The 12,762-nt window shown below is 64.5% G+C and carries 9 protein-coding genes; 6 read left to right on the forward strand and 3 right to left on the reverse strand.

The window, feature by feature from the left end; genetic code table 11:
- Positions 1 to 7: 7 nt before the first annotated feature.
- On the reverse strand, positions 8 to 676 hold the full coding sequence (locus AX703_RS22265) for a Crp/Fnr family transcriptional regulator (RefSeq protein ID WP_062347346.1): 669 nt from the start codon (positions 674 to 676) through the stop codon (positions 8 to 10).
- 172 nt (positions 677 to 848) lie between these two features.
- Here AX703_RS22265 and AX703_RS22270 point away from each other — a divergent pair, with 172 nt between their 5' ends.
- The 4 genes from AX703_RS22270 to AX703_RS22285 all read left to right on the forward strand — a co-directional run bounded on the left by AX703_RS22270 (position 849) and on the right by AX703_RS22285 (position 8,921).
- Entirely contained in the window at positions 849 to 1,286 is a 438-nt protein-coding gene (locus tag AX703_RS22270; RefSeq protein ID WP_062347348.1) for a hypothetical protein, read from the forward strand.
- A gap of 115 nt (positions 1,287 to 1,401) precedes the next feature.
- On the forward strand, positions 1,402 to 4,425 hold the full coding sequence (locus AX703_RS22275) for an adenylate/guanylate cyclase domain-containing protein (protein ID WP_062347349.1): 3,024 nt from the start codon (positions 1,402 to 1,404) through the stop codon (positions 4,423 to 4,425).
- Positions 4,422 to 5,783 (forward strand): cytochrome P450, encoded by a 1,362-nt coding sequence (locus tag AX703_RS22280; RefSeq protein ID WP_062347352.1) that lies wholly within the window; start codon positions 4,422 to 4,424, stop codon positions 5,781 to 5,783. The genes AX703_RS22275 and AX703_RS22280 overlap by 4 nt, the downstream gene beginning before the upstream one ends.
- An 18-nt stretch (positions 5,784 to 5,801) precedes the next feature.
- Positions 5,802 to 8,921 (forward strand): hypothetical protein, encoded by a 3,120-nt coding sequence (locus AX703_RS22285; RefSeq protein ID WP_062347354.1) that lies wholly within the window; start codon positions 5,802 to 5,804, stop codon positions 8,919 to 8,921.
- Positions 8,922 to 9,085: 164 nt separating this feature from the next.
- On the opposite strand, the gene rpoH is transcribed toward AX703_RS22285, so the two are convergent.
- Both rpoH and AX703_RS22295 read right to left on the reverse strand, forming a co-directional pair.
- Positions 9,086 to 9,985, reverse strand: a complete 900-nt coding sequence (rpoH, locus tag AX703_RS22290) for an RNA polymerase sigma factor RpoH (RefSeq protein WP_062347356.1) — start codon at positions 9,983 to 9,985, stop codon at positions 9,086 to 9,088.
- A 111-nt stretch (positions 9,986 to 10,096) separates the two neighbouring features.
- Complete coding sequence (locus tag AX703_RS22295) at positions 10,097 to 11,074, reverse strand: RluA family pseudouridine synthase (RefSeq protein ID WP_062347358.1); 978 nt, start codon at positions 11,072 to 11,074, stop codon at positions 10,097 to 10,099.
- Positions 11,075 to 11,260: 186 nt separating this feature from the next.
- Between AX703_RS22295 and AX703_RS27610 the strand changes: the two genes are divergently transcribed.
- Positions 11,261 to 11,779 carry a hypothetical protein gene (locus AX703_RS27610; RefSeq protein WP_156452182.1) on the forward strand — a complete coding sequence of 173 codons (519 nt, stop codon included), beginning with the start codon at positions 11,261 to 11,263 and terminating at the stop codon, positions 11,777 to 11,779.
- A gap of 137 nt (positions 11,780 to 11,916) precedes the next feature.
- A complete protein-coding gene (locus AX703_RS22305; protein WP_062347362.1) occupies positions 11,917 to 12,525 on the forward strand; it encodes a hypothetical protein in 609 nt (202 codons plus the stop codon).
- The last annotated feature ends 237 nt before the right edge of the window (positions 12,526 to 12,762 follow it).

Genomic DNA, 12,762 nt, shown 5'->3' on the forward strand with positions numbered 1-12,762 from the left:
CGGATCGTCAACTGCTCTGCGAATAACGATGCAGCCGGTCGGCCAGCCGCGCCACCGATGGCACGACGATGCGCCGTCCTTCGCGCGTGACGAGGCCTTCCTTGATCAGCAGCGAGAATTCGCGCGTCACGGTTTCGCGGTTCGTGCCGATGCGGGCGGCAAGTTCGGCCTGGGTCGGAATGCGATTGATCGTGGCGGCGCCGGACTGGTCCGGCTCACCCGCCAGCCGCAGCAATTCTGCCTGAAGGCGCGGCCCGACGCCCATCGTCGAAAGCTCGTAGATGCGGTTGGTCAGGTAGCGGACCTGGTGCGAGAGATACCGCGCCAGCCACAGCGACAGGACCGGCTCCACGCCCAGCAGGCCGGCAAAGGTCGGCCCGGGAATGACCAGCAGCGTGCTGTTCTCTACCGCGACCACGTCGGCCGAGCGCGGCTCCCCGTCGATCGCGGCCAGTTCCCCGAACATTTCCCGCGGACCGATGGCGCGAAGCACGGTTTCGCGGCCCTGCGCGGAGACGAGCGAGACACTGACGCTGCCTTCCAGAACGACGTAGACGTCGTTCGCAGGTAGTCCCACCGCGAGCAGCACCTGCCCCTTGCGCACGCGCATCTGCCGCCCGTGAAGAGCAAGAACTGCCTGGACATCATCCGGCACCTTTAGGATCGAACTGGACATTGATATCACCGTTCCCGCGGCATCTCACGGCCGAGGCTTAGTGAATGTGCGCCAAATCACAAGGGGCCGGTGCGCTGGCCAACGGACGCCTCACGCGGGCGGGCGGCATATAGAGCGGCCCGACACTCCGACCGTTTCCGGCCTGATTGCCGGTCACGAACCATCGAGGCCAATGCAGCGCTATCTCATCTGGAAGTCCGGCCCCGGCCCCCTGCAGGTCGAATTCCGGCGCGTGGGCGAGGCGATCCTGCGCCCGTCGCTGCAGATCGTGACGCCAACCGGTTCAGACCCCCTGCCTCGGCAGGACGATTGCGATGTCGCACGCTTCTCGCTTTCGGACGGGGATGTCGAGCGCGTGCTTGCGGCACGGGGTGGACTGCGCCCGCCCTGCCTGATGCTGCAATGCGATGCCTTCCTGGGGCTGGCGTGCGACCAGCGGCGCTGGGGCTGGTCGATCCGCGTCTCGCGTGAGGGCGAGGCCCTGCCATGCTACGACCTTGACGGCACGCCGCTGCCGCTGCGCCGCGATGGCTTTACCCGGGCGCAACTGCAACGCATCCCCGAACGCTCGGGAATGGCGCGCAGCCATCAGATCATCGGCCTGTCATGATCGGCAGTGCGAAAGCACATGCCGAACGCCTCTGCCGATTCTCGTTGCGATTCAGGCAACAAACTGAATATCTGCCATTGTCAGTCGGTTCGGCGCGGGATTCGACCGGACTGTCATGGGGGCGAAAGACGACAGGGTGCGGGCCGAGGGACTCGATACTGCCACCGGACAACCGGTGCAGCCGATTGCCGGGGAAGCGAACGGGCGGGCGCCTGCGCTGTCCGGTGATGTCGAGGCCGTGCGCTTTGCGACCGTGCTCTTCGCCGATGTCGTCGGCTCCACCCGGCTTATCTCCGTGCTCGATCCGGAAGACGCCCGCGACGTTCTCGACAGCACGATCACGCTCATCCGCAACGCCATCCACGATTTCGACGGCATGGTCGTGCGCGTGCAGGGCGATGGCGTGATGGCCGTGTTCGGCGTGCATCCGGCAGTGGAGGACCACCCCTTGCGCGCCGCGCTTGCCGCACGGGCCATTGTCGAGCGCATGCGCACCGGGCCATCGGGCATTCTCCCGGCACCGCGCGCGCGCGTCGGCCTCCATTCCGGGCCGATCCTGCTACGCCGCCAGGACAACGATTTCGGCAGCATCCTCGATGTCGTGGGCCATGCCACGCACGTTGCCGGGCAGATCGAAAAGCTCTCGCCACCGGCAAGCGTGGCAATCTCGGCCACCACCGTTTCGCTTATTGCCGAATCGTGCCAGTTGCAGCCGCTCGGCACGATCACCAGCGAGATCGACCAGCGCGGCGAAGCGGTCTTCGAACTCACCGCCATCGACCTTGAAGGTGCCGATCGCATTCCCGTGAAGGGCAACGCCACAAGCCCCCTGATCGGCCGCGATGTCCAGCTCGACGCGGTCAAGGCACTGGTTTCGGGCGAGCCTGGCGCCGCCTTGTGCATCGTTGGCGAAGCCGGCATGGGCAAGAGCCGCCTGCTTCTGGAAGGCGCGCGCCTTTCGGCCGGCTTTGGCGTGACAACGCTGGTGGTCCGGGGCAACGCCCTGCTTGCGCCGGTCCCGTTCGGCTGCCTTTCCGGCCCTGTCCGCCATCTGGTGGAACTGTTGCAGCCCCTGCTGGCCGACGTGGCATCCGCAGCAGCGCTGACCGCAGACCAGGCCGAATGCCTGCAGGGCCTCATCGACAACGGCCAGACGTGGCTTGCCCATCTCGCTCCGGGCGACCGCAACCGTATCGCTACCCAGACCATTCTCCGCCTGTTTCAGCTGGCCGTAGTCCACGTCCCGCTGCTGCTGCTGGTAGACGATGGCCAATATCTCGATCGCGAAACCCTCTCGGTGCTCACCGGCATCAGGGAAGGCCGCATCATGACGATGCTTCTGGCCGCGCGGCCGGAAGCGCGCACCAGCCTCGCCCAATGCTGCGATCAGGTGATCGACCTCGATCCGCTCGGCCCCCGAGCCGCGCGCAGCCTTGTCGCGATGATCAATCGCTTCGCTCCGCTTGACGAAGCCACCATCGAGCGGATTCTCGACCGTGCGCAGGGCCTGCCTCTCGCACTGCAGGAATTCGCGGTCAGCGCGCAGGGAGAGGACGGCACCGAGCCAGCCGAACTGTCGGCACGCATTCCGGCACGGCTCGATGCCCTGCTCGGCGCCCGGCTCGCGGCGCTTGACGACGATTCGACACGCCTGTGCCAGTTCTGCGCAGCGCTTGGCCCCATCTTCCCGGTGAGCCGCCTGCAGCAAGGCGCCGCACTCGTCTGCCGCAATCCTTCCAGCGCCATCGCGCGGCTGGTAGAAGCGCGGGTGGTGGAATTCGCCGTGGCCAACCAGGCGCGGTTCACCCACCAGCTGGTCCAGGAAGCGGCCTATCGCACCATGCCCCGGCGGCGGCGGACCGCGATGCATGCCGAGGCGCTCGAACTTCTCGCCACGCAGGCCTCGTCATCGCAGGAGGCCGAGGTCGCCAGCCATGCCGAACTTGCGACCCACGCCGAAAAGGCCGGCCTGCCGCAGCGCGCACTCGGGCATCTCTGGGATGCCTGCCAGCAGGCATTGAGCCTCGCGGCGATCGATTCGGTGCGCCAGCTTTACCTGCGCGCGCGCGAAATGGCAGCACGCCTCGAACCCGCCGCTGCCGCATCGGAACGGGCGCGCTTCTCGCTGCTGGCCTTCGATACGCTGCAGCAGCTGTCGCAAGAGCAGATCACGCGCGAGGACATGGCGCTCCTGGCCGAAGGCACCGTCGACATGGGCCCGGGCATCCGCACCGTCGCACGGATCAACATGGCGCTGCTTGACTGGATCGATGGCGCTCCGCTTCAGGGCGAAGCCTGGCTCGCCCGCGCCGAGGCCGATCTCGATGCGCACGACAGCTTGCCACGCCGGACTTATGCCGATCTCGTCGCGGCCTATCTCGCCTTCTCGCAAGCCCGTCCGCGTGCTGCAATCGCGCGCATCGAACGTCTGGGAAACAGGCTGGACGATGGACAGCGCGGATCGACCTTCGGTGCAGTCGTGGTCATTCCCCACGTGCTCGCCCGCGCTTTCGGCGCGTGGTATCTCACCGATCTGGGGGATATCGCAAAGGCACGTTCGTGGGTGGCCGAAGCGCTCAATCTTTCGCGCCGCTATGCGCACGCCTATTCGCAATTGCTCGCCGATCTCGCCCATGGCTACCTGCACTACCGCGAGGGCAGGTTCGAGCGGGCACTTGGCATACTGCGCGGCGCCTACGCCGATTGCCTGCACCATCATTTCCTCGGCTTCGAGCCGGCCAGTGCAAGCTGGCTTGCCCTGACCCTGATCGAACTGGGCCAGCTGCGCGAAGCCGAAGCCGTTCTGTCAGAGCCGGTCGCCCGGGGCCACTTCCGGCATGTCCGCACCTCTGCGACCTACTACCTGCACGAGGCCCGCGCCCGCCTTGCCCTGGCGCAGGGCAAGGTGGTGCAGGCCGCCGACCTTGCCGCCGAAGCGCTCGAACACTGCCGTTCGTGCGGAGAAGCGATGCACGAATTGCACGCACTGGTGCTGTGCCGCGAGGTTGAGGCGCAGACCGGGATGGCAGTGTGGGGCGCGCAGGATGTGCCGACGGCTGACCTCGTCCGCAGGATCGACGAACTAGGCCTCGCTTGCCTGCAACGCCGGCTCGTCGCCATCGAGGATCGCATCGCATGAACCAGCAGGCCGTGCTTGCTGCAGCGTCAGCCCGCCTGTTCCAGCCGGGCGCGCCAGCGCTGCTCCGCTGCGCCGAACTGGACAAGGGTGGCGTTCGGGTCTTTGCCGCCGCAAGGCACGAGGTGGTCAGCGCAGTGTTGAGCGAGGAAGACACCTTCTCGCTGCAGCAGTACGATGACCTGCTCGAACAGGTCGTGCCCGGCACGCGCTATCTGGTGGGTGAGAACGACGGCAACCGGCAGGTGCGCCTTCGCCAGCTCCATGCCGCGCAAAGCTGGCTCAATGCCCGCATTCCCGGCGTGGACCCAAGCGTTCCGCCCAATCTGGACCCGGGCTTCCGCGGCTGGATCGCTGCCATGGCACGCAAGGAGGCGTCGGACATTCTCGACGTCCTGCAGCGACGTGCGCAGACCGGCGAGACCATCAATTTCGTCCGGGAATATGCCTTCCTGCTCTCCTACCGCATGGCGCGGCGGGTTCTGGGCGTGCCTGCGCCGGAAAAGGTGCCGTGGCCGGTGCCGCTCCTGCTGTTTGCGCGGAACCTGACGAGACCCGGCCCCGCTCTGCGCCGAAAGGACGAACTGGGCGACGCGCTGAGCGCCCTGTTCCTGCAAGTGCCGCTGTTCGGCCATGTCTTCGGGACCATCATCGCCAGCACCGGCGCAGTTCCATGGCTCGCCGGAAAGACCGCCAGCGTCGGGCTCGCCGTCATCGACGATGCGCTCGACATGCCCGAAGTCGCGCCCGAAACCAGCCTGCTCAGCGCACTTGTCGCGGTGCAGCCGCAATTCCCCGATGTTGCAGACTACCGCCTGCAGGCACGCAGCGTCCTGTTCGAACTGACCGGCGCGCTTGTGCTGATCGTCGGCAAGGTCCTTTCGGAAGTGGCCGCTTTCAGCGCTTCGGAGCGCGGGCGCGAAGCAGGCATCCCTTGGCCTGCGCTGGTGCAACGCCTGCGCGATCCCGCGCTTGAGCCAAAAGCGCGCGACGCAACCGTCGCCGAAATGCTGCGCCTGGCAGATACCAGCCAACTCGTTCGCCGGGTCCGTCGCGATTGCATCTGGCGCGGCGAGCAATTGAAGGCTGGTGACCGCATCGTCGCTCTGGTCGGCGCTGCGGCGCATGACGATGCCGCCTTCCCGCAAGCGGACCGTTTCGCGCCCGATCCCGCCCGTCCCTACATCACCTCCGGCCCGCTGCAGGGTCCGCACGTCTGCTATGGCCGCGGCATCGCCTGGACGATCATTGCCGAGGCCATCGCCGCCACCGCAGGGCGGATCGAACCCGCCCCAAACGCCAGCCTTGGCACCTTCCTCGGCCTGCCGGACGATCTGCGCTTCACCGCCATCCGCCAGTAAACACAAAGGAACCAACCTTTGAGCGTCACTCAGGACTTCGTCACCGTTGCCATCCCCTTCGGAGACAAGTCCGAATGGTGCGACGTGGGCGACATCGAGCGCGAGATCGGCGAACTCGGCAATCCGGCGAACGAAGCCATGGCCAGCGCCCTGCGCCAGACCGGCGTGGTCCATTTCGCCAGCATCCATGCCATCCCGCCCGAAGCACCGGGAAAGCGGGCACATCTGGTGCTCGAGGCTACCGTCGACGGCGACGCCGGACGCGCGCTTGACCTGATCGCCGAGCATACCGGCCCCTTGCTGCTCCCGGTGCTCAAGCTGACCATCGGCATCGGCGCGGTCGGCGAAGTCCTGCCGCTGCTGCGCCGCCATGCCTACGGCATCAACCCCGCCGTGTTCCGCGTACCATGGATCGACCGCCGCCTGACCGGCCTGCCCTTCGTCGGTCTGCCGGGCCTTGGCGTGCGCACCATCGACGAGAATCGCGCGATCGTCGCCAAGGCACGGTCAATCATCGCGCGCGAGCGTGCCCGCTCCTCGCTCCACGGCCCGCAAAGCCTGTTCCGCGTTGTCGCGACAGAGCTGAAAGACGATCTCGCCAGGCTGGACGACCGCAAGCCACCCAAGCTCGCCTTCTGCGAGCGCGCCGATGCGCCGTGGCTCGATTTCGCCCGATCACGCTGGACGCTGGGCTGGATCGGCAAGGGGCTTGCCAATGCACAGGGCCTGATCTGGCCACTGCTGGCGATCGGCTATGTCCTTGCGCTCCTCCTCGGGCTGGCTGGCGGCGCGACCGGATTTGCGCTGTTCAAGGGTGCCGTTTTCCCCGCCGTGGTCATCGCGCTGCTGATTGTCGCCGCCGTGGCGTGGGCCTTGCGCCGCGACGAACTCGCCAACACGCCAGTGGATCGCACACCCTCTGCCGCCGCGCTCGGCGACATGATGGCGCGCGAGAACGCGCCCGGCGTCATCCCCAACCACATGGTCAGCGTCACCACGCTGCGCCGCGCGTGGGTGCGCCGCTGGACCCTGCCGCTTGCCTTCACTGCCGTCGCCATCATGGCCAGGATCGGGGTGATGCGAAAAGGCTTCCTCGCCACCATCGGCACGATCCACGCCGCGCGCTGGGTCGTCCTACCCGGCACCCGCCAACTCGTGTTCTTCTCGAACTACGATGGCAGCTGGGAAAGCTATCTCGAAGACTTCATCACCAAGGCCTCCGAAGGCGTCACCGCCGTGTGGAGCAACGCGGAGGGCTTCCCCGCCACGCGCCTGCTCTTCTTCAAGGGCGCCGAGGATGGCGACCGGATGAAGCGCTATGCGCGCTGCTCGATGCGCCCCACCCCGTTCTGGTTTGCCGCGCACCCCGATCTTTCGACCACCGCCATGCGCAAGCACGCGCTGATCGTCAGCGGGTTGCTCTGCAAGGACCGCCTCGAAGCCAATCCCTCCGACGCCGAAGCCTGGCTCGACCTGTTCGGCTCGATTCCCCGGCCCGATTACGGATTGCAGTACGAGGAGATCCAGACGCTGATGTTCGGCGGTTTGAAGCGCCACCCGCACAGCCGCGTCGTCGCCCTCAACTTCGGAGAGCCAAAACGCGAAGGCAGCGCCCATCCCTATGCCCACGTGCAGAAGTGGCTCGCAGGCCTGATTGCCGAGGATCTCGTCTCGTTCGGTGACAAGCCGCCGCAGGACTTCGTCTGCAACATCGCCTTCTCCGCCGCCGGCCTGCGCCTGCTTGGGCTGGACAAGGAACTGGCGCTCGAAGGTCCCGGCACGCAGCAGGGATTCCCGCCGGCCTTCTCGCTCGGCATGGCCCACGCCAGCCGCAAGCGCGCGCTGGGCGATCCCGAGCAGCTCGAATGGTGCGACGACGTTACCCACGTCGTCCTGCTGCTCTACGCCAAGGACGAACTCGCTGCGCAGAAGTTCGCGCAGATCGTCAGCGATGCAGCGAGGATAGGCATCACCGAGAAAGCCTCGATCCGCACCGGCCTGAAAGCCTTTGATCTCGAACGCTTCAAGGAGGCATGGAGAACCAGCGACGACAGCGTTTCCAAGCCGGCCGAGGGCGCGGAATTCGTCCATGCCCAGTCTAGCAACGACGATCTCTCCGAAGAACCCTTCGGTTTCGTCGATGGCGTCTCGCAACCACTGGTGCGCGGCTTCCCCGGCCGCCACGGCGCCCCCGATCCGGTCCACGGTGTCGAGCCCGGCGAGTTCATCCTCGGCTACACCGACAACCGCGGCTACTACCCGCCTTCCCCGCTGGTCGAGCGCCGCATGGACAGCCTGGGCATGTTGCCCGAAGTCCTCCTGCCCTCGCCCCCGCCCGACCAGCCGACACAGTACCCCGATTTCGCCGATCAGGGCGCCCGCGCGCGCGATTTCGGCCGCAACGGTAGCTATCTGGTGATCCGCCAGCTGGCGCAGGACGTCGAGGGTTTTCGCAAGCAGCTCGATGAAAAGGCGCACGAGATCTGCCGGCAGCCCGATGTCATCAACCCGCATAACGGCAACATCCACCGCACACGCGAATGGATCGCTGCCAAGATGCTCGGCCGCTGGCGTGATGGCTCGGCGCTGATCGACAATCCCTTCCACCCGGCAATGAAGAGCGGGGTGGACGCGATGCGGAAGAACGATTTCCTCTACAAGGACGCCGATCCGCAAGGGCTGCGCTGCCCCTTCGGCAGCCACGTCCGGCGCACCTTCCCGCGCGACAGCCTCGCCCCGACCGAGCCGGTGGAGCTGTCAGTCAGCAACCGCCACCGCCTGCTCCGCCGAGGCCGCCCCTATCTCGATCAGGACGGCGACACCGCCCGCGGCACGCTGTTCATGGCCTTCAACGCCGATCTCGAACGCCAGTTCGAATTCGTCCAGCAGACCTGGCTCGCCTCGCCCACCTTCCACGGCCTCGAATGCGAACCCGATCCCTTCGCCATGCACAAGGGCCCGACCGAAACCGCCGACCAGCGCTTCACCATCCTCGGCCGCAACGCCCCGCTCGAGCTATGCCCCGTCCAGCGCTACGTCACCCTGCGCGGCGGCGGCTACTTCTTCCTCCCCAGCCGCCACGCCCTGTGGTTCCTTGCGGGCGCGGCGCTGGATACGGACCGGCTGCATATGTCGTGAGCCCCCCGGCCCCACCCTCCGCTCGTCCTGAGCCTGTAGAAGGACGCTGGGCCAAGCAGCATGCTTCGAAAAAGCTCAGCACGAGCAGACAGGGGAACCAGAAGCACAAACAAAAACGGCCGGGCTCACCACCCGGCCGCTTCGTATGACTCATGCGACCCGCGTCAGGCCGGCAGCAGCTTGCGCTCCACCGCGATCCGCTGGATCGCCTTCTGCAGCTTCTCGAACGCGCGCACCTCGATCTGGCGGACGCGCTCGCGGCTGACGTTGTAGACTTGGCTAAGCTCTTCCAGCGTTTTCGGCTCATCGACCAGACGGCGATCCGTCAGGATGTGCCGCTCACGCTCGTTCAGGCTGTCCATCGCCTCGACCAGCAGCTGGTGGCGATAGCTAGCCTCCTCGGCGTCGGCCACGGTCTCGTCCTGCAGCGGGCGGTCGTCGGTCAGCCAGTCCTGCCACGAACCCTCGCCGTCCTCGCGCATCGAGACGTTGAGCGAGGCATCGCCACCCAACATCATGCGCCGGTTCATGTTGACCACTTCCTGCTCGGGCACGCCGAGGTCGGTCGCGATCTTGCGCACGTCGTCAGGATGCAGGTCAGAATCCTCGAACGCCTCGAGGTTCTTCTTCATCCGGCGAAGGTTGAAAAACAGCTTCTTCTGCGCCGCCGTGGTGCCCATCTTGACCAGGCTCCACGAGCGCAGGATGAATTCCTGCATCGAAGCCTTGATCCACCACATCGCGTAGGTGGCCAGACGGAAGCCCCGGTCGGGCTCGAACTTCTTCACGCCCTGCATCAGGCCGATGTTGCCTTCGGAGATCAGCTCGCTGACCGGCAGGCCATAGCCGCGATAGCCCATGGCGATCTTCGCCACGAGACGCAGGTGGCTCGTCACCAGCTGGGCGGCGGCTTCGGGATCCTGGTGTTCCTGGAAACGCTTGGCGAGCATGTATTCCTGCTCAGCCGTAAGCACGGGGAACTTGCGGATTTCCGAGAGATAGCGGTTGAGGCTGGCTTCCCCGCCAAGGGCAGGTACTGTCACAGCGTTTCTTTCCTCACTCACCTGAACACGTCCTTTCTTCGCGTCGGTTCCCAATTGACGGCCCCCTGATGGGCGACCGGCGGCGGGACCACTCAAACGGAGCCTCCTCGCGGACGACTCCAAAGTCCTTCATTACAACATCGCCAGTACCTTTGCATCATGCCCTTCAGCGCAGAGTTCGACGATGAGTTCCCGCATATCGACGGGCGTCGGGCTGGCGAAATGATGGGTCGCACCGGTAACGGGGTGAATGAACCCCAGTTCCGCGGCATGCAGCGCCTGGCGATGAAACCCGAGCCGCTGGAGCAGCGGCCGAAGCTTTGAAGGTGTGCGTCCATAGACAGGATCACCCAATAGCGCATGGCCGATTGACGCAAGGTGAACGCGCACCTGGTGGGTTCTCCCGGTCTCGAGCCGGCACTCCACCAGCGCCGCCCCATCCAGCGCCGCCAACGTCCGGTAATGCGTCACCGCGTGCTTCCCGCGACCGTCCTCCACCAGCGCCATCTTCTTGCGATCGTGGCTCGACCGCGCAATCGCTCCGCGCACCGTCCCCGCTGGCGGCACCGGCAGCCCCGCTGTCACGCATTTATAGGCACGCACGATCGAATGGTCGGCAAACTGCTTGGCCAGTCCCTCGTGCGCCACGTCGGTCTTGGCGACGACCAGCAGCCCCGAGGTATCCTTGTCGATCCGATGCACGATCCCCGGCCGCGCCACCCCGCCGATGCCCGAAAGCTGCCCCCGGCAATGGTGCAGCAGCGCATTGACCAGCGTGCCATCGAGATTCCCCGCCGCCGGATGGACGACCAGCCCCGCCGGCTTGTCCACCACGATCAGCGCCTCGTCCTCATAGACGATGCTGAGCGGAATATCCTGCGCGATTGCTTCAGCAGGCGCGGCTTCAGGCACGCGGATCTCGAACGAAGCATCCTCGGCAACCTTCACCGAAGCCTGCGACACCACCTTGCCCGAAAGACTGACCCGCCCCTCGCCCAGCAAAGCCTTCACCCGCTCGCGCGACAAGCCCGAAGCATCCGCCAAAGCCTTGTCCAACCGCTGCCCGCCAATAGCGACGGTTCCGGAAATGATCGTATCAGCAGCCCCCATTCGCAGGGATATGGGGAGGACAGGGGCAGGCCACAAGGCGTTAGCTGCGTATCGATTCTGATCAGTGCAATCGGTTATGCTCCGTCTTGAACGTTGGAATTTTCGTAAAATGCTCCCAGAATTCCGCTCGACGATGACAGCTTTCGCCCTTACGATTTCAGCATTAATCACATCAGAGTAAAGACGATGGATCGTCACAAAATTGGAATGATACTACAGAAAATTATACCTTATATTGGAATAATATCTATTGCATCAACAGCCTGGGCCAGTCCTTCCGAGCGAATTGGAAGCAATGAACAAAGAGGCACGCCTGAGCTTGCGCGATCAGCTCTCTTTCATCTTGATGGTGTTTCCGAGGACGTTGCGCGCGGTGATCTGATTGACTGCATGGCAGCTGCTTCTGGCGCACTATCTCAGTATAGTCGATCAGCCGCGAGTGGCGAGTATGGCTTGATCGGATCTCTGATTGGAGGGCTGCTCGGCGGGGCAAAGACCAACCGCTTGCGCAACGCGTCGCTGCAAAAGTGCATGGTGCTTCGGGGGTATAAGCTCTTCCTCGTCGATGAACCCACATGGCAAGCAACGTTGAAGATTTCCGATCCCTTGAGGTTGAAGCCGGGCAAGAATCAGTCGGTCATCGTAGACGCTCTTGCGGCTTTTGCGTCGACGCCACTTCCCGACAACGCAGCCTTCCAATCATGAGGCGTCTAGTTTTTACGCTTTGCACCAGCGCTTTGGCGTTGGTCCCAGCCTTCCCGACGCGAGCCGAACGACCTGTAACTCTTGAACAATTCAGGTACTCGGCCGACCAAGGCTATATCCTTGTATGGGTCGGCCCAATGAAGGGGCGCAAGACGTTCCCGGGCTGGCTCGATTTCATGCAGATTTCTACAGAGACTGGTCTTACAACAAGGACCGACAACGGTGAATTGCGGACCATCAATGCGAGAGCGATCAAGGATGCAGCCGCCGTCTACGACGAGTCCAAACCTTTGGTCACTCGCGATGACTCCGGGCTATTCCTGATACCGGTTAAGCCCGGCCGCTGGGTCGTTGGAGGCGCAAACGGTACAGCACTCACCCTCGGCAGCTATGCTTTCAATGTGCCAGTGGGTGCGGTGACTTATCTCGGAAAGGTGATCGTAGGCAATGAGGATGGGTCGAGCCAAGTACCTGAGATCAGGGCCAGAGCAGAGTCGCCAGAAACCTCGCTGATAAAGCGGTCCGCGCTTATGTTCACCACTATTGTGTTCTCGTATCCAAAGCTCTCCGATGTACCTCACGATGCCCTACTAGCATCAGCAAGTGACCGCCTGATTGCCGCAGAGATCGAAAAAAATGTGCGCTTCAACAACTATCTGGGTGGTGTCATAAATCGAGCTGCAGATTTGGGACCAATGCCGCACGCAGATCCCGTTTCGAGAGTGAAGGGAGATAGTGACCGATAATGCCATCAATGTTTACTGCGATCGCAGTTACGTTCTCTCTTCGCAGTTGACATTGCACCTTGACAAAACGAACCATATAGGTTATAAGCCCCACCCACAGGTCAGGAGAGGGCAAAAGGCCAACCCGCTCCTCTCCCTTCGGAGTCCGGCACATCGTGAAGGACCTCCGGCGCGATCGGTGCGGCAGGCGCTCACGGGTTCAATGCGGGGCGAGCCCCAAGACCCACCGGGCAATCC

This window comes from Novosphingobium sp. CCH12-A3 (genome assembly GCF_001556015.1).
Classification (GTDB): domain Bacteria; phylum Pseudomonadota; class Alphaproteobacteria; order Sphingomonadales; family Sphingomonadaceae; genus Novosphingobium; species Novosphingobium subterraneum.

Excerpts from the sequence above, each read along its gene's own strand:
- AX703_RS22265 (WP_062347346.1), bottom strand. The coding sequence starts at position 676 with ATGTCCAGTTCGATCCTAAAGGTGCCGGATGATGTCCAGGCAGTTCTT.
- AX703_RS22270 (WP_062347348.1), top strand. The coding sequence starts at position 849 with ATGCAGCGCTATCTCATCTGGAAGTCCGGCCCCGGCCCCCTGCAGGTC.
- AX703_RS22275 (WP_062347349.1), top strand. The coding sequence starts at position 1,402 with ATGGGGGCGAAAGACGACAGGGTGCGGGCCGAGGGACTCGATACTGCC.
- AX703_RS22280 (WP_062347352.1), top strand. The coding sequence starts at position 4,422 with ATGAACCAGCAGGCCGTGCTTGCTGCAGCGTCAGCCCGCCTGTTCCAG.
- AX703_RS22295 (WP_062347358.1), bottom strand. The coding sequence starts at position 11,074 with ATGGGGGCTGCTGATACGATCATTTCCGGAACCGTCGCTATTGGCGGG.
- AX703_RS27610 (WP_156452182.1), top strand. The coding sequence starts at position 11,261 with ATGGATCGTCACAAAATTGGAATGATACTACAGAAAATTATACCTTAT.
- AX703_RS22305 (WP_062347362.1), top strand. The coding sequence starts at position 11,917 with ATGAAGGGGCGCAAGACGTTCCCGGGCTGGCTCGATTTCATGCAGATT.